We start from the raw sequence: 17639 nt of genomic DNA on the forward strand, positions 1-17639 counted from the left end.
AGTACGTTATAAAAAGCACTGCTTATGTGAAACTTAATGTACTGGCATACGTAATTAATATTATCCAGGTTATGTAAATTTTAGACAAGTTTAAAATTCTCTATGAGAGGTGATTTCTATGTGGTGGATTGTTGGTGTAATGGTATGTTCCGTTCCGATTATTGCTATTATAACAGATCATATGCGTTCAAGTGCTCAAATAAAGGGGCAATTTATTCAAGACCAATTGGAGCTAGAACGGATTAAACAGCAAAACTACTTGTTAGAAACGGAAAAAATGAAGCTAGAGTTGGAACGGATGCAAATAGAAAGTTCCAAAGAAGATGTATATAAAATAAAGTAATGGATGGTTTATTGGACTAGTAATCTTTCTTTTTTACAAAGCACGGTACAAAATGTAAATGACATAGAAAGGAAAGGATATATGAAATTTGTGGATGAAAAAGTAAGCGATTTAGAATCGTATGAAGCAGATATTACTCGTCAACCAGATCATTGGGACTTCTGGGAACAAACAATTCAATTTGCAAGAAGTAAACCGTTGAATGAACAATTGCAAAAACTAGATTATCCAATTAAGCAAATTGACGTATACGATTTAAGTTACCATGGGTTTGATGAAACACCTATTAAAGCACATTACATATTACCAAAAAATATAGTTGGAAAAATTCCTTGCCTCATTTTCTTCCACGGGTATGGTGGCCATAAAGGGTCGATTTCAGATTATATGAAATGGACGATACAAGGATATGCTGTCATCGCTGTAGATGCTCGTGGACATGGAGAGACAGGGGATTATTCTAACTATTCTACAGAAGAAATGGGTAGCTGGGTGACAAAGGGGATTTTAAATAAAGAAGAGTATTATTATCGGAAAGTATATATGGACTCTGTAAGAGCGATCGACTTTGCTTGTTCTCGTGAAGAAGTAGATTCGGAACGTATTGCTATTATTGGAGCGAGTTTTGGTGGGGGAATTACATTAGCAGTTGCTGCTCTTGATGACCGCCCGAAACTGGCAATAGCGGATGTTCCTAATATGAGTAACATCGAGCTAGCCATCCGGGAGAAATTTGAAGGCTCCTTAACATTTGTTGATAGATTCCTAGATAGGCATCCAGAACATGTGGAGCGAGTATTCAATACGCTCTCTTATTTCGATAATCTGAACTTATGTGAGCAAATCAAATGCAAGGTTCGTGTCTCAGTAGGGTTAAAAGATCCAATTTGTCCACCAAAATCAATATATGGTGTATATAATCAAATCAAGTCGGAGAAATCAATGATTGTATATCCTTTCTCTGAGCATCATGTACATCATGTGGAACATGTAGATAACATGCTTCAATATGTAAATGAAAACTTGTAAATGAATTTTACAGAAAAAAGCCACATGATGATCATAATGACCATCTGTGGCTTTTCATTTATGGATTAAGAAGCACCCCAAACGCTTTCTAAAACATTCGTCTGATTGCGGTCAGGACCCACTGAAAAAGTAGAAATGCGCACACCAACAAGCTCTGATATTCGTCTAATGTAATTGCGAGCAGCTTCTGGTAATTCCTCAAGAGATTTACAGCTCGTTATATCTTCTTTCCAGCCAGGTAATTCCTCATATACAGGAACACATTCCGCTAATTCTCTTAAAGAGGCAGGGTAATATTCAATTATTTCACCGTTTGCTTTTTGATAAGCTGTACAAATTTTAACCGTATCTAAACCAGATAAAACATCAATCGAGTTGACACATAAATTCGTAATTCCAGAAACACGTTTAGAATGGCGCATAACGACAGAATCAAACCAGCCAATTCGACGTGGGCGGCCAGTTGTTGTCCCATACTCTTTCCCTACTTCTCGAATTTGATTTCCTACCTCATCAAATAACTCGGTAGGAAACGGCCCATCTCCTACACGTGACGTATAGGCTTTACATACACCTACTACTTTATCAATTTTAGAAGGTCCTACACCTGATCCTATTGTCACACCACCAGCAACAGGATTGGAAGAAGTGACAAATGGATATGTCCCTTGATCAATATCCAGCATGACCCCTTGAGCACCTTCGAATAAGACACGTTTCCCGTTATCTAAAGCATCATTTAAAATAACCGAAGTATCGCAAATATATTGTTTTATTTGCTGACCATATTCATAATACTCGCTGAAAATATCATCAAATTGTAGTGGTTCATGGTCATATACTTTCGTAAATAATCGATTCTTTTCCTCGAGGTTCATGTTTAAACGTTCGTGAAAGAAATCTTTATCCAATAAATCAGCGATACGGATTCCAACACGTGATGCCTTATCCATATAAGCAGGCCCAATCCCCTTTATAGTTGTACCTATTTTTTTGTCGCCTTTTTCATCTTCTTGTAATTGATCTAATACGATATGATATGGCAAAATGACATGTGCTCGATCTGAAATACGTAAATTATCTGTGGAAATTTGATGGTCGTGTAGATATTGGATTTCGGCTATTAATGATTTCGGATTGATCACAACCCCATTGCCGATTACTGCCAATTTTGTAGGATTAAATATACCGGATGGAATTAAATGTAGCTTAAATGTTTTTTCGTTAAATTTTATCGTGTGACCAGCATTATCGCCACCTTGATAACGTGCAATAACTTCTGCGTTCTCACTTAAGAAGTCAGTAATTTTCCCTTTACCTTCATCGCCCCATTGTGTACCTACTACCACTACTGATGACATTTTCTCACCCCATCTATAAAGTCTATTTACATAATAAAGAAAAAGCGAACAATAATCAATAATTTTCGTTCAATGTTAGTATATTAGGGGATTATTCATATAAATATACATTTTTTGTATAAGTGGAACGTTATTTACGAAATTTAATAGTTTATAAGTAGAATCAGGAACTGTTGACAATTGACCGTACTGAACCTATACTGTCATATAGGATTAATAAAAAAACCTATTTTTAGGACGTGGACTTTTCTAGAGCTAGCTCTATTTTCGCCACACAACTGTCTTCTGGCATTTGTGTGGTTTTTTTGTGATGGGGAAAGGGGAAAGATTAAATGAAAACGTGGCATTATGCACTCATTGTATTTTTGGGCGGATGCTGTTATGGATTATTATCGACATTTGTTAAACTTGCTTATGCTACTGGGTATTCGGTGACGGAAGTAACGGGATCACAATATATTCTTGGAGCATTACTAATTTGGTTACTCTTCTTATTTACGAAGAAGCAAAAGTTAAGGTTTAATAAAGCTTGGAAACTAATGCTATTTGGAATTCCATTCGGCATGACAGGAATTTTTTACTATCAAGCATTACAAACACTAGATGCTTCATTAGCAATTATTTTCTTATTCCAATTTGTCTGGATTGGCACATTGATTGAATGGTTATTTTATAAAAAGAAACCAACTGCTACTAAACTACTTGCTATAGGAGTTCTAATTATCGGTTCTATATTAGCAGCAGGATTGTTATCAACTGGTGATACAACACTTACAATGGAAGGAACCATTTGGGGAATTCTATCTGCTATAACATTTACAAGTTCTATTTTTATAAGTGGTGCTGTTGGAAAAGATATACAACCAATATTGAAAAGTGCTCTTTTATCAACGGGTGCACTCATTGTAGTGCTAATTGTATACCCACCGATTTTTCTATTTGATATACATGTTTTAATGGGAGTAGCACCTTATGGATTCTTACTCGGTTTACTTGGCGTTGCTTTACCACCGCTGTTATTCTCGATTGGGATGCCGAAGATTGGTCCAGGACTTGGTACAATTTTAAGTGCTTCTGAGCTGCCAGTAGCAGTCATTATGTCAGCACTGATTTTAAATGAATTTGTTAGTTATTCCCAGTGGTTTGGAGTAGTCATCATCTTATGTGGTATTATGATTGGGAATGTAAAATTAAAAAGAAAAACAAATACGATACCGATGCAATATAATTAAAACAGCCAGAACACGGATCAATTCAAAGTTGAACCGTGTCTGGCTGTTTTTTATAGGAGCCTTTTTGCTTTAGAACGTTTCTTTATTAGTTTAATAGCCTTCTCAAAGGATCCAGGATTTGGTTTGAATGGTGGTGAAAAACTGGTTATGTATTGATGTAGCTTTTGCTTGTCATCGATCACTTTTGTATTTTTACCAGTTCCTTTAGCAGAGGAATGTTTGTTGGAAAAGTAAACAATTCCTTGCACCCACATCGCCATCGCTTCTGATTTCAACATTTCTGCTGCATGGTATGTTTGCTGACGTAATATGGAGGTTGCAAAGTACACTTCTTTTTTTACTTCTCGTCCTTTTTCCTCATTGATTATTGTCCATATATCATAATCGGTGTTTCCCTCAAACCTTCCAGGCGATCTCTCTTCCATTATGGCGAAACAGCATGATGGAGAAATAACAAAATAATCGCAGCTGTAAGAACGTCCTTCAAATTCTACATAAGCCCCTTGAAACACATGATATGAATCGGGAAGATCAGCAAATGAGCGTAGTCGCTTTTTTTCTAATTCAAGATCTACACTTGTTCTGCCAATTCGAACAATCCGGTAAATGATTGCAAGAATAATCACCACCACAATTACTCCAGAGAATGACAAGAGTGTTCCCTGAACTCCTAACCCAATGATGATAAATACAAATAACAAAACGATAAGTGTTATTAAATTTTGTCGATTAAAGCTTTGCTTATTTTGTGCTTCTGTGTTTTTGGAACGATATAAAACAGCCATTATGTCCTCCTGATAGTATAGTTATCCTAGTACAATAGTAACCTATTATTTATAGACTTGCTAGATTTCCTAAATGTAATAGCAAAATGAAAAACAAAAAAGGACAAAGGATGTTTCTCCCCTGACCCTGAAGATTATAATTTACTTACCGTTTCAAATAATTCACTCGCACTATAGACTACCTTATCTGGTTTAATATTCCCCTCTGGCATTTTCCGATTTCGGTGATTCATCCAAATTGCCTTCCAACCTGCATTCTTGGCACCGATTATATCGTTAGCGAATGAATCTCCAATATATACCGTTTTTTCCTTATCTAGGTTTAATTTTTTCTCTAAAATTTGAAATGCTTCCTTTGTAGGTTTTGCATATCCTAAAGATTCTGATATAAAGATATTTTCTTCCGGAATCCATTTTGATAAATTCAATTGTTTGATCTTCATGGCTTGATGTCCATGAGAACCATTTGTTAGCACTGCCAGCTGTTTTGTGTGCTGAAGAGTTTCCAGTAACTCAACAACTTCATCGAATAACGTTATTTTCTGTTGTTCTTCTACATACGCTTCTTGAAATTCAATTGCTTTTTGATCACTAATTTCAATTCCGTATTCAGCACATGCATCTTTAATTCTTCTAATATGCATTTCTCTAACCGTTAATTCACCAGCAACTTGCTTATCAAACAATTCATCGCTATATTTTCTACTTGTAATGTACAGTTTATCTAAATCGATATTTGTGATATATTCCGGTAACATTCTTTCACATGTTCTTTTGAAAGATAATACTTGATCATATAGCGTATCATCTACATCAAATATAATTGTATCCATTCCATCTACCCCCGTTACCTATCATACCATCAAAAACAAAGCTAGGCACTATCGCATATGGATAAATACCTAGCCACTGGATCATTGCTATAGTTATTTGAATGGTGCGTGTTCAGGATTGTGGATGAATTCAGACACGTTTGTGAAAGTAATGGAAGGGTTCCCTTTGGTGAAAAAACCATCTCTAGCGATTACTACACCTCTAAACCCTCCTCCGTTGAAGGTTACTTTCCCTTGGGGGGCAAAGAGAATACCTGTAAGATGACTACTACCAAAACGACTAATATTAATATCTCCCTTACTAACAATGATTACATTGTTCGTGTTTTCGTGTGAATCATTGGTAGTAAAATTTGAATGAGTATATATTTTGCTACCATCCGATAATTTCCCAGAGGAACGTACTTCATAACCGTTTGCAGCGTACCATGAATCATCGTGAAATGTAGGTGTAGATAGCTTTAATGCTTTCGGAATATCGTCTTTATTGAGTGGAACTAAACCATGCGTGTAATTACCAATAATATTATCTGGTTGTCTCGTTCCTACTTCTCCATTTATGTATATTTCGTTTGCCTTCAATGAAGCACCCCAATTATGAAAAGTAACATCCCCTGTTATTGCAACCTTATCTGCCTCTATTTTGGCACTATCTCCAAATGTAACATTGCCGTCAACATACAAACTTTCAGTATTAATTTTTGCTCCACCGTTATTTAGTTGTACATCCCCAATAATAATTACTTTCTTTGCGTCGATGATAGCACTACTACCAAATGTAACGTTGCCATCAATGTAAACTGTATTAGCATAGATTCGAGCGCCACCATTATTGAGTTGAACATTACCCTCGATTCGCACGATATCGGTAGTATTTTTCGCCCCTAATTTAGTACTACTCCGAAATATAATTTCTTGTCCTTTTTTATTAATATAAATATTGGATACGGAGACTTTGTTATTACCGGTAAAAAGTAGATTTTCTTGATTCAAGTTACTTATAAAAATAGTCCCGTGTTGATTTGCAGCATTATCTACAGGTGTTGAACCATAAATTCCGAAATCAGAACCATAAATAAACACATTATTATTTTTTATTTGCTCATAAAAATTATCATCTACAGGGGGTTGATTTGGGATATCGATACTTATTTCATTTCGACTGTACCCATCAATGATTGTGTCTATTTCAAACTGATAGCTTTGTGATGGGTCTGTTAAAGTAAAGGTAACTGGTAAATCAGGAATCCCCCCAGTGCTAGGAATTGGTTCCCAGCAATTACCTTCTCTAAATATTTTTTTATCAAGCCATAATGTGGAGTTTAATATTTGCGCATTACTAAGCAATTGCTCCAATTGTTCATAACAAACTGGTTCTTGTTTTTGATGATGCTTTCTAATATTAGTGATAAGAATATTAGCTTCTTGTCTTAAATTAATATGGGCTTGGCTCTTATCATTGAATTTAAAAGTTGAAGTGAGTACACTGAAAGAAAGGATAATGATTAGACTCGTAATTGCCAATGCTGCTAGGAGTTCTATGAGTGTTATTCCTTCTTGCTGTGATATGTACCTTTTATACATAATGATTCACCGAGCCTTTAAAAATGATGTTGTTCATATAGGGTGAGAATATGAGAGATAACATGAAACTATATCTAAATCATAAAGGAGTAACATTAATTGAAATACTAGCATCTATTACGATTTTATTTCTCGTATTACTTTATTTTTTAAGTTTTTTTGGCCAAGCTACGTTACTTTCTACGAAAACAGAAGATAGATTAACTGCCATTAATATTGCTGAGAAGGTTTTAAATGAAGTAAGTGATGACTCTGCTGTGTATACAGGAATTAATCAGCTTATTGATGGTACTATATATCATCAAATGGAGATAATTCAGCTAAACGGAAAACAGTATTTTCCATATGTAAGTTTAACTCCAGAAACACCGGAAAGTTTACATCTGAAGGTCGTACATGTTCAAATTTATGCGCAAGAAGATTACAGTCCAGGAGCTACTCCTGCATCCGAAATATACGGATATAAGAAGGAGGAATCGCCATGAACTCCTTAAGAAAAAATCAATCCGGCTATGCCTTGATAACGGTATTACTTATCATAGCAATAATTGGTGTTGTTACTCCTCCAATTATATCAAATATCATAAATAGTACCCAGCAATTCAAACGATCAGAAGAGAATATACAATTAGAAAAACTGAGGGAAATGGGTATTAACTATATGGAAAATAGTCTTCAACATATAGTAAATAACTCTGAACCGCCTACTGGATTAGAACAGTATAAGACGGAGCTAGAATCAAAACTATATCAGTTTGTTCCAGAGCTAGGATTAAGGAAAGAAATGAAAGAAGATGCCCATGCTTTTCGATTAATAGTTGAAAGTGTAGAAATAGAGGGGAATGATCTGAAAATTACGTATCGGGTTACCCCAACGCTAAACGGGATATTTGAGGAATCCAATTCGTCAGTGGAAGAAAAAATCATTAAAATTAGGAAAGTCTCATAAAGAAAACGACTCTAACGGAATAATCCCATTTAGAGTCGTTTTCGCTTCTTATCAATTCAGTGAATGTAAGACCTTTTTTACACGTTCAAATAAAATATTATTTTCTAAGTGGACATGCTGAAATGTTTTCTTTTCCAGTTCCTCTAACTGACGATATACGAGCGAATATGTGGCACATGCTCCTTCAGGTAACGTGAAATTATTTGTAATATCTCGTAGTTCGAATAAAAGTTTACCAGTATTCTCGTGTTCTTCCTCTAGTTCCTGCACATGTGGTGTCACTTTTTCTACTAGCTCGTTTGATGGATTACGTAAAAATGTTAAGAGGAGAGGAAAAACATTCATATCCTCATCTTTTGTATGATCAAGTAGTTCTGTAGATAACTCTTCAAAGAGTTCTTGAACACGATAAAGCTCCGGATGTAAACTTCCATGAACATTTACCACAGTGGATACATACTTAGAAAGCTCTGGTAATTGTTCACGTAATGGATCATGATACGTTTCTTGGATATACGTAACGAGTGTACGATCTCCAAATGAAGCAGGATCGAAAGCTTCGCTAGGTTGTGTATTTTCCAGTTCTTTTATTTCCTTCAAAATTTCCTCTGGGTTAAAACCTTGCTCCATTGCTGCTGTTTTTAATGCAACTTTTCCACCACAGCAAAAATCAATCCGTAATTTGCGAAAGACTTCCGCACTTTGTGGTAAGGCAGTGACAATATCGGCCACTTCAGTATCTATCGTGAATTGAGTCATGTTGATACAACTCCCTTTACCTATCATTTATTTCATCATAATGGATTTAGCTTTTGGTTTTTGTGACGTATATCACATTGCCAAAATATAAATAGATTTTTATATAAAACAGAGGATTTATGTGGGGAAGTGCCCATTTTAGTGGGTACAAGTTGAATGGTCATCTGTCTATAAATAAGATGATGTGAGATTAACATGTTAAGGAGTGCTATTTATGTATCCTAATTATTTACCGATGTACTATGAATATCCATATCATGTAGAAGAAAATAGTCCATACGAAGAGCATAACTCATACCATTCGGAGTATGATGAACGACAATTAGGGGGAATTCCGCCTTTCTTCCCACCATTTTTTCCACCGATGTTTCCAACACCAGGGCAAGGACCTGGAATTGGACCGGGGCCAGGGGGGCCTGGCCAAGGAGCAGGAGCGCCAACCACACCGCCGCCAAGCTTTGTTCCGACTCAGGCGCAAACATTTGCGGTTGATCCAGGCGGTATTAGAAGATGTATGTTTAGATTTACCTATGTATGGTTAAGACGTAATCAGCAATTCTGGTTTTATCCAATCTTTGTTGGTCGTAATTCAGTAGCTGGTTTTCGTTGGACTGGATTTAACTGGGTTTACTTTGGAATAAGCTTAAGACAAATTGAATCGTTTACTTGTGTGTAAAAAATGCCTATGTAGTAGGTAATAGCGACATCATTATTTCGAGGGACGGGGTTAATGAAAAACCCTGTCTCTACTTTTTTTTGAAACGAGGGTGTCTAGTTTCCACTCTTTTTTCTATATAAAATATGAGGAGTTTTTAAGAAAATCGGAGTTTTACGATACGTCGACGATACGTGGACAATAAAAAGAATAAGAATAAGAATAAGAAAAAGAACAACAACAAGAACAATAATAATAAGAATAATAATAATAACAAGTAGAATGATTTCGTGATTGTGGTGGTTGGTGAATTTTTGTAGAGATTGATAGAACTACCCTAATTCTACCAACGAATAATTTACTTTTTTCTAGTATAATAGTTATATATTTTGTATAGAAGGGGAAAAGGGGTATGTTACGAAAACATTGGAAAAAAATAGTAGTAACTTTAGTAGCTGTCTTATTAGTCGTGGATATTGCTGCGAGTTTCTTCTTTTATCACTTAGCGATTTCACGTGGGGAGAAAACTTTTTTAGAGGATAATGCCGATCTCGAGGTTTCTGCAGAATCATTGGATGAAATGTTAGATGGTGAGTGGCGAGAGTGGGTAGCAAAACAACCATTTGAAGAATTACAAATGGAGTCACGAGATGGCCTAAATCTAGTAGGTTACTATTTACCGGCAAAAGAGAAAACAGATAAATTAGTGATTTTTACACATGGATATTTAGGGCATGCGAAACAAATGGGAATCTATGGACAATATTACTATGAAGATCTTGGATATAACCTTTTCATGGCAGATGCACGAGGGCACGGAAGTAGTGAAGGTGATTATTACGGATTTGGCTGGCATGATCGACTAGACCTCATAGACTGGACAAAATTGCTTGTGGATAAGCTTGGTAATGAGACACAAATAGTTTACCACGGTTTATCAATGGGAGCGGCGACAGTTCTAATGGCAAGTGGCGAAAAGGATATGTCTGAAAATGTTTCGGCTATCATTGCAGACAGCCCATATTCATCGGTTTATGAATTGTTTTCCTATCAAATCAAACGCATGTTTAAATTACCTCCTTTCCCAATTCTCGATAGTACAAGCCTAGTCACGAAGGCACTTGCCGGGTATTCATTTCGCGAGGCAAGCTCGTTAAAACAAGTAGAAAAAACAGAAGTTCCGATTCTTTATATACACGGAAAAGAGGATACATTTGTCCCTACGAATCTTGCAGAAGAATTGTATGAACATACAAATAGTGAAGCAGAGCTTATGCTAGTGGATGGAGCTAATCATGGAGAATCCTTTGTTTTAGAGAAAGAGGCATATAAAGAACGCTTAAATAGTTTTCTCTTAAAATATATAAAATAAGGCGCAAAGGATGTGAATTTCCTTTGCGTTTCCCTATATTTAAGATGATAATTTATTTAAAAAAATAAAGGGGATTGTTTCTAGATGAATTGGAATTTATCGTTACAAGCCAAGTATGCCTTTGAAAAAGTGAATATCTTACCTATACCTGAAACAGATGAGGATTGGGACATACATATGGAGGACGCAAAAGAGGAGGGAATGGACCTTCAGGCTTCACTAGCAGCAGAACTGAATGAATGTAAAGAGCAATTACTTCAAGTACTCCCTACCAGATTTCATCCATATGTGCATGATGGAACACTAAATACACCACAATTACCTAAGCATGTTCGAGAAGATTATTTGAATTGGATGCAAGGGGAAGAAAGAAAATTTGAAGCAGTTCTGGAAGCAGCACATGGCAATAAAGAGAAGACACTCGCTTTTTTACCAACATCTGTTCAAGAGGTTTACGAGCAAAGCTTACATGATGCGGTGATAGAGCGTATAGAACGTGATGATGACTTACTAAAAATCACATTAAATACAGCTAGTGGATTTACGAATAAAGCTATTATTGAACTAACCTTTTCAGGGATTTTGGCTGAGCATTCAGAGGAACCAATAGAAGTTGGCCAGTGGTACATATACGATGAAATGATAAAAACGAGAAATGGGTTTGCCCTTCGTGTGATTTTTGAGTCTCCTGAAACGGAATGGACAATCGAAGCAAAGGAAATAACTGCCGATTACTTGTATCGTCCTAAAGCGTATCATGATGTTGCTGAAGAGGAAGATGTGAAATTTAATACGTTTCTAGAGCAATTGAACCCTGAATTTAATTACATTTTCATCACTCCAAACTTTAAATCCATTATTAAGGGATTCACAAAGGAAGTACCTTATTTAGAGCTCGAGGATGGTGAACTGGGAATTGAAAATGGAGAAGTATATGCACTTTATTCTGGAGAAAAAATAAGCATCGCTCCTAGTTTAGATGACTGCATCTCCTTTATTTACACAAATGTGTACGAGGATCCTTATGCACAATTCCATGAGCCATTACCAGCAGATGAACTGGAGTCAGCTGCACTAGGAGAAGATATGGAGCTCCATACACGTGCATGGAATACGATGTATGAGAATCCACATGAATTTGCAGATATTATTAATAGGGTTCTAATGAAAGTGAGTTTCTCAGAAGAGAATGAAATGATTGCTAGTGTACTCGTGAACCATTTCAAGGAATGTGGTGTATTAACGGATGAAACACTGCATAAGTATCAACAGTTTGTTGAGGAATAACATACATGAGGGATCACATGAGCAAAAGGAAAAAATGCATAAATAATCAAAGCCTACATGGATGATTTAGCTTGAGTTCATTTTTTTTATGAAAGCTCTGTTAAACTCTGTTGTTGATTTTCGCTCCTGTACACTCGCTTTCCGCGGGCACGGCCTTAGCTAACTTGGCAAAGAAAACCGCTTTGCCAAGTGGATCTTCGGCTCGTGCTGTTCCCGCAGGAGTCTCGTGTACATCCGCTACAATCAACTAAGTTGTTAACAACAATGAACTTTAACAGAGCCTTTATGAAAGAAAAAGGCTGGACAGAGGAATATGGATGCAAATAAAAACCGAACTATACTTGATTTAAAAACAAGATAGTTCGGTCACTTTTTCAATTACAAAAAATTTATAGTTACCAGCGAAGTGTATTTCCTGAGCGTTATAGCTACACTTACATTGTTCTGATTTACATTCAAGTCAAATGGTTATGTCTCAACCTCTTTAATCAATGATTATTTTATAGAAATATAAATATCTAACTCGGATTCATCAGAATCAGGATGGAACCTAGAATCGTAGTATTCGAAGTCGACTCCTGTACGAACACAATCCGTTTGCTTCTCCCAAACATCATTGATGTATTCCCAATGGTCGCCGATTTTATCTGCTCCGCCTTTAAAGGTGAAAATGGCGTATTTTTGCGGAGGCAGTTTCAACACTTCCATTCCATTAGGGATATCTTCTATGTCTGTCACGAATCCACCAACAAAATAAGAAAAACCTTGTTCATTTCCATCAAAGCAAATGCCAGCAGAAACTTCCTTTATCCAATGGTTAATTTCGTTTTGTCGCTCTAAATATTCGTCCCATAGTTGCGGAATTAATGTGTGAGTATCATCTGTTACGAGATACTTCCTTTTAAAACCAATTAATATGAGTTCATCTTTTTCCATTATAGTAGGTTTCAATTCGCCATCTCCCACACTTCATTTTATTTCTAACGAAGAAACAATGAAACAAGTATCAACTTGAGAAAGATATTTTTTTATCGATTATGAAACTCATTCGGATTAGCATTATGCCGTTCGCCACGGTCTAATTCCGCAATTCTTGCCATATCTTCGGCACTTAACTCAAAATCAAACACATCTAAATTCTCTACCATTCGAGAAGGTGTAACTGTTTTTGGAATGACAACGACATCTTCTTGAATATGCCAACGGAGAATTACTTGAGCTGGTGTCTTTCCATATTTTTCGGCCAAATCCTGAATAACTGAATCTTCGATCACCTTTATTCCATTCATTAACGGACTATACGCTTCTACATATATTCCGTGTTCTTTACAAAACTGTTTCAGTTCTTTCTGTTGTAAGTATGGGTGAGATTCGATTTGGTTAACTGCAGGCTTAATTTCACATTCGTCAAAAATTCGTTGCAAATGATCAATTTCAAAGTTACAAACGCCAATTGCTTTTGTGCGCCCTTCTTTATACAATTTTTCGAGTGCTTTATACGTATCAATATATGTATCAAACTTTGGTGTTGGCCAATGAATTAAATAGAGATCGACATAATCAAGACCTAGTCTTTCAAGACTTTCATCAAATGCTCGTAAAGTATTTTCATAGCCTTGGTCACTATTCCATACCTTCGTTGTAATAAATAAATCTTCACGTGGTATATTGCTGTTTGCTATCGCTTCACCAACACCGACTTCATTTCGATATATCATAGCTGTATCAATTAGGCGGTATCCAGAATCCAGCGCTTGGCTAACTGCAGTCGTTGCTTCTTCATTACGAACTTTCCACACACCATACCCTAATTGAGGGATGCGAACACCATTATTTAATGTAAGATAATTCATGTAATCGCTTCCTTTCCTTAATATTACATATTAGTCTATCATAGGAGTTAGAAAATTTAAATTAATCCGTTTGACTTTTAATCATTGAACAGCAAAGAGGTTATATGCATAAAAAAAGAGGGAAAGAATCAAATCTCTTCCTCATTGCTCTATTAATCTCTAATTGTCTTTAGTGCAGTGGACCAGGAAACTACTTCATCTAACATTTTGTCCACTGTTTCTTGATGATGTGAAGCTGGTTTAAATACGCTCATATTCTCAAAATCAGTAAATAAACTAAATGCAGGTTGTGTCCGAACTGTAGCAACAGCTGGTACAGTTAAAATTAATCTTAAATTATTTGCAGCTGTTACTCCTAGTGTAGAACCATAACTTACAATACCTGCGGCCTTATTATTCCATTCTACATACAAGTAATCAATGGCATCTTTTAAGCCAGAAGTAACTGCTTTGTTATATTCAGGTGTAACAAAAACAAATCCATCTAATTCGATCACTTTTTGTGACCAAACATGTGCCTCTGGAGCTTGATAATCTTGTGACATAATTGCAGGAATTGGTTCATTAAACTTTGGTAGATTGTAATCTTTGATATCGATTAATTCGTATTCCGCATCTCCACGGCGATCTGCAATTGATTTCACCCATTCTGCAACTTGATTATTTACTCTTGAATCTCTTGTGCTTCCTGTAATAATACCGATTTTAACCATTGTAATTCCTCCTAAAAATATATGTTTTTTATTTGATATTTAACTTATAACTGTATAATACCGAGGATCTGAGCAACAAAACACCAATAGAAGATTGGATTTGTTGCTTATCCAACACAAATGAAAAATTGTTGAATAATCTCTCTAATTTCTTCTAAGTTTAGTGGTTAATAGTGTATGAATTCAGTATGATAATAGATGAGAGGAAAAATATGTTTCTGGAGGGATTCTATTGAAAGCGCTTTTTATTGGTGGAACAGGAACAATTAGTACTGCTATTACGAAACAATTAGTAGAAAAGGGTTGGGAGCTATATCTATTAAATCGTGGAAATAGAAATGAGCTACTTCCTGAAGGTGTAAAAGTAATAACAGCTGATATTAATGATGAAGATAAGGTTTCAGAATTGATTCAGGATTTACACTTTGATGTTGTTGCTGATTTTATTGCCTTTGTTCCTTCCCATTTGGAAAGAGATTATCGATTGTTTAAAGGGAAAACAAAACAATTTATATTCATTAGCTCTGCCTCAGCCTATCAAACTCCATTAGCAGATTATCGAGTGACAGAAGGGACACCTTTAGCAAATCCATACTGGGAATACTCAAGAAACAAGATAGCATGTGAAGATTATTTAATGAAGCTGTACAGGGAAGAAGGATTCCCAATTACGATTGTGAGACCAAGTCATACGTATGATGAACGATCGATACCGCTTGGGGTTCATGGAACAAAAGGGTCTTGGCAAGTCGCTAAACGGATGTTGGAGAATAAACCAGTTATCATTCATGGAGATGGAACAGCATTATGGACAATGACTCATAATAGTGATTTTGCGAAAGGGTTCATTGGATTAATGGGGAATATTCATGCAATAGGGGAGTCTGTACATATTACGTCAGATGAAACTGTGACATGGAATCAAATATATGAAATGATTGCAGATGCACTCGGGGTAAAACTAAATGCTGTATATGTTTCCTCCGATTTCCTAGCTAAAGCAAGTAACTGGGATCTCGGCAGTGGCTTATTAGGAGATAAGTCAAACTCTGTAGTATTTGACAATTCGAAGTTGAAAAGGCTTGTACCAGAATTTGTAGCAACTACAAGACTGGATCAAGGTATTAGGCAAGCAGTGAACTTTATTTTGGATCATCCAGAATATCAATTCGAAGATAAGGAATTTGATGAGTGGTGTGACAGAGTGATTGCTGTACTCGATGAAGCATTAGTAAGAATAAAACAATAGTATGAAATTCTATCCTTTACAAAAGCGAGAATCCTCGTTCATTGTAAAGGATTTTTTTTGAGGAAAAGAAAACCTGAGTTTCCCACTGTGAGTTATAAATATTTTTGGATACAAGGTATAAAATTCATTGTTTCGTATATTTTAATATTAGTAATTTGCTATACTTTTTTATTACTTTTGGGGAATTTAACAAAACGAAAGGGAGGGAGAAAGATGGACCTATTTTGGTTACTAGTGAATATTGCAATCTTTTTAGCTATTACATTCTTATTGATTTGGATGCAAAGAAAACATGTCTCATTCAGTAAACGGGTGTTAACTGGTTTAGGATTAGGGATTTTGTTAGGTGCATTTTTACAAATAGCGTATGGTGCGGATTCGGAAGTAGTTGCAGATACAACCAATTGGTATTCGATAGCAGGTAGTGGGTATATTCGTTTGCTCATGTTAATTGTTATACCACTTGTTATGGCATCTATTATTCAATCTATTATTAATCTGGAAAAGTCGTCAGAACTCGGAAAAATGTCGTTATGGATTATCGGTATTCTTGTAGTAACAGCAATGATTGCGGCAGTCATTGGTATTGGAAGTGCAACATTATTTGATCTCAATGCAGATCAAATCGAAGCTGGGCAAGCAGAAATGGAAAGGGCGGAATCGTTAGAAAATAGATTAGGAACAGTAGAAGATATGACGATTCCAGACCAAATCGTTAGCTTCATTCCTTCGAATATCTTTTTAGATATGACACAACAAAGAGCAACTTCAGTAATTGCTGTAGTAGTATTTTCAATTATTGTTGGAGTTGCAGTACTAGGGTTACGAAGGAAAAACCCAGAGCAAGCGGAGTTTGTCACTAAAATTGTCAATGCTTTTTACTCGGTTATTATGCGTATTGTTACATTAATTCTACGCCTAACACCATTTGGTATTTTGGCATTAATGGCAAATACAGTAGCGAATACAGATGTGGCTGGAATTCTTGAACTCGGGAAATTTGTAATTGCTTCCTATGTAGCGCTTATTGTGATGTTCATCATTCATCTTGTTCTAATAGGTGTATTTGGATTAAATCCATTCACTTACTTGAAAAAAGTGTTGCCAGTACTTTCATTTGCATTTACATCGCGTTCCAGTGCTGGAACGATACCTTTAAATATTCAAGTTCAAGAAAAATCACTTGGTGTTCATCAAGGAATCGCCAATATGTCGGCGTCTTTCGGAGCAACGATTGGTCAGAATGGCTGTGCCGGTATTTATCCAGCGATGCTTGCAGTTATGATTGCACCGACAATGGGAATTGACCCACTATCCTTTGACTTTATTATAAAGCTCGTGTTCATTATCGGTATAAGTTCCTTCGGTGTTGCCGGTGTAGGTGGAGGAGCAACATTTGCCGCATTAATCGTACTATCATCAATGGGATTGCCAGTAGGGTTAGCCGGATTGTTAATTTCAATTGAAGCATTAATTGATATGGGACGTACAGCGTTAAATGTGAATGGTGCCATGATGTCTGGAACACTCACATCACGATTTATGAAGAAGTTAAATGTAGAAAAATTTAATGATAAAACAGCGATTGAGAAAGATATTTCGATATAAGATTTGAAGTGGAGGAAAGCAAAGTTG

At 36.0% G+C, this 17639-nt stretch carries 18 protein-coding genes; 10 read left to right on the top strand and 8 right to left on the bottom strand.

Annotated features, from left to right (window positions below; translation table 11 throughout):
• Positions 1 to 118 precede the first annotated feature (118 nt).
• Positions 119 to 343, top strand: coding sequence for a hypothetical protein (locus ACFPM4_RS04860; RefSeq protein ID WP_144923755.1), 225 nt, complete (start codon positions 119 to 121; stop codon positions 341 to 343).
• Between the two features lie 81 nt (positions 344 to 424).
• Positions 425 to 1372, top strand: coding sequence for an acetylxylan esterase (locus tag ACFPM4_RS04865; RefSeq protein ID WP_382348387.1), 948 nt, complete (start codon positions 425 to 427; stop codon positions 1370 to 1372).
• Positions 1373 to 1437: 65 nt separating this feature from the next.
• Here ACFPM4_RS04865 and ACFPM4_RS04870 read toward each other — a convergent pair whose 3' ends face one another.
• Positions 1438 to 2733 carry an adenylosuccinate synthase gene (locus ACFPM4_RS04870; RefSeq protein ID WP_382348390.1) on the bottom strand — a complete coding sequence of 432 codons (1296 nt, stop codon included), beginning with the start codon at positions 2731 to 2733 and terminating at the stop codon, positions 1438 to 1440.
• Between the two features lie 332 nt (positions 2734 to 3065).
• Here ACFPM4_RS04870 and ACFPM4_RS04875 point away from each other — a divergent pair, with 332 nt between their 5' ends.
• The gene (locus tag ACFPM4_RS04875) at positions 3066 to 3965 is read left to right on the top strand and encodes an EamA family transporter (protein WP_382348393.1); all 900 of its coding nucleotides are present in this window, start codon (positions 3066 to 3068) and stop codon (positions 3963 to 3965) included.
• 50 nt (positions 3966 to 4015) lie between these two features.
• Here the strand turns inward: ACFPM4_RS04875 and ACFPM4_RS04880 are convergent, their stop codons facing one another.
• From ACFPM4_RS04880 to ACFPM4_RS04890, 3 genes are all read right to left on the bottom strand, one after another.
• Entirely contained in the window at positions 4016 to 4750 is a 735-nt protein-coding gene (locus ACFPM4_RS04880) for a nuclease-related domain-containing protein (RefSeq protein WP_382348396.1), read from the bottom strand.
• A gap of 134 nt (positions 4751 to 4884) precedes the next feature.
• Positions 4885 to 5583, bottom strand: coding sequence for an HAD family hydrolase (locus ACFPM4_RS04885; protein ID WP_382348399.1), 699 nt, complete (start codon positions 5581 to 5583; stop codon positions 4885 to 4887).
• A 93-nt stretch (positions 5584 to 5676) separates the two neighbouring features.
• Positions 5677 to 7167 (bottom strand): hypothetical protein, encoded by a 1491-nt coding sequence (locus ACFPM4_RS04890; protein WP_382348402.1) that lies wholly within the window; start codon positions 7165 to 7167, stop codon positions 5677 to 5679.
• Between the two features lie 62 nt (positions 7168 to 7229).
• Here ACFPM4_RS04890 and ACFPM4_RS04895 point away from each other — a divergent pair, with 62 nt between their 5' ends.
• Positions 7230 to 7652 carry a type IV pilus modification PilV family protein gene (locus tag ACFPM4_RS04895; RefSeq protein WP_382348405.1) on the top strand — a complete coding sequence of 141 codons (423 nt, stop codon included), beginning with the start codon at positions 7230 to 7232 and terminating at the stop codon, positions 7650 to 7652.
• Complete coding sequence (locus tag ACFPM4_RS04900; RefSeq protein WP_382348408.1) at positions 7649 to 8116, top strand: hypothetical protein; 468 nt, start codon at positions 7649 to 7651, stop codon at positions 8114 to 8116. Before ACFPM4_RS04895 ends, ACFPM4_RS04900 begins: the two co-directional genes overlap by 4 nt.
• A gap of 51 nt (positions 8117 to 8167) precedes the next feature.
• Here the strand turns inward: ACFPM4_RS04900 and ric are convergent, their stop codons facing one another.
• Positions 8168 to 8875 (bottom strand): iron-sulfur cluster repair di-iron protein, encoded by a 708-nt coding sequence (ric, locus tag ACFPM4_RS04905; protein ID WP_382348411.1) that lies wholly within the window; start codon positions 8873 to 8875, stop codon positions 8168 to 8170.
• A gap of 214 nt (positions 8876 to 9089) precedes the next feature.
• Between ric and ACFPM4_RS04910 the strand changes: the two genes are divergently transcribed.
• The 3 genes from ACFPM4_RS04910 to ACFPM4_RS04920 all read left to right on the top strand — a co-directional run bounded on the left by ACFPM4_RS04910 (position 9090) and on the right by ACFPM4_RS04920 (position 12189).
• Positions 9090 to 9551 (top strand): hypothetical protein, encoded by a 462-nt coding sequence (locus ACFPM4_RS04910; RefSeq protein ID WP_382348414.1) that lies wholly within the window; start codon positions 9090 to 9092, stop codon positions 9549 to 9551.
• Positions 9552 to 9942: 391 nt separating this feature from the next.
• Entirely contained in the window at positions 9943 to 10902 is a 960-nt protein-coding gene (locus tag ACFPM4_RS04915) for an alpha/beta hydrolase (protein ID WP_382348417.1), read from the top strand.
• Positions 10903 to 10986: 84 nt separating this feature from the next.
• Positions 10987 to 12189: a DUF4085 family protein gene (locus ACFPM4_RS04920; RefSeq protein ID WP_382348420.1), complete on the top strand. Its 1203-nt coding sequence runs from the start codon at positions 10987 to 10989 to the stop codon at positions 12187 to 12189.
• A gap of 495 nt (positions 12190 to 12684) precedes the next feature.
• Here the strand turns inward: ACFPM4_RS04920 and ACFPM4_RS04925 are convergent, their stop codons facing one another.
• The 3 genes from ACFPM4_RS04925 to ACFPM4_RS04935 form a co-directional block, all read right to left on the bottom strand.
• Positions 12685 to 13140 (bottom strand): GyrI-like domain-containing protein, encoded by a 456-nt coding sequence (locus tag ACFPM4_RS04925; RefSeq protein ID WP_382348423.1) that lies wholly within the window; start codon positions 13138 to 13140, stop codon positions 12685 to 12687.
• A 77-nt stretch (positions 13141 to 13217) separates the two neighbouring features.
• Positions 13218 to 14042 carry an aldo/keto reductase gene (locus ACFPM4_RS04930; RefSeq protein ID WP_382348426.1) on the bottom strand — a complete coding sequence of 275 codons (825 nt, stop codon included), beginning with the start codon at positions 14040 to 14042 and terminating at the stop codon, positions 13218 to 13220.
• A gap of 152 nt (positions 14043 to 14194) precedes the next feature.
• Positions 14195 to 14755 (bottom strand): NADPH-dependent FMN reductase, encoded by a 561-nt coding sequence (locus ACFPM4_RS04935; RefSeq protein ID WP_382348429.1) that lies wholly within the window; start codon positions 14753 to 14755, stop codon positions 14195 to 14197.
• A 232-nt stretch (positions 14756 to 14987) separates the two neighbouring features.
• Between ACFPM4_RS04935 and ACFPM4_RS04940 the strand changes: the two genes are divergently transcribed.
• Together ACFPM4_RS04940 and ACFPM4_RS04945 are read left to right on the top strand one after the other, a co-directional pair.
• Positions 14988 to 16004, top strand: coding sequence for an SDR family oxidoreductase (locus tag ACFPM4_RS04940; protein ID WP_382348432.1), 1017 nt, complete (start codon positions 14988 to 14990; stop codon positions 16002 to 16004).
• 213 nt (positions 16005 to 16217) lie between these two features.
• On the top strand, positions 16218 to 17612 hold the full coding sequence (locus ACFPM4_RS04945; RefSeq protein ID WP_382348435.1) for an L-cystine transporter: 1395 nt from the start codon (positions 16218 to 16220) through the stop codon (positions 17610 to 17612).
• Positions 17613 to 17639 lie beyond the last annotated feature (27 nt).

The sequence above is a fragment of the Lederbergia graminis genome, from assembly GCF_042655485.1.
Lineage (GTDB): Bacteria > Bacillota > Bacilli > Bacillales > Bacillaceae_C > Lederbergia > Lederbergia graminis.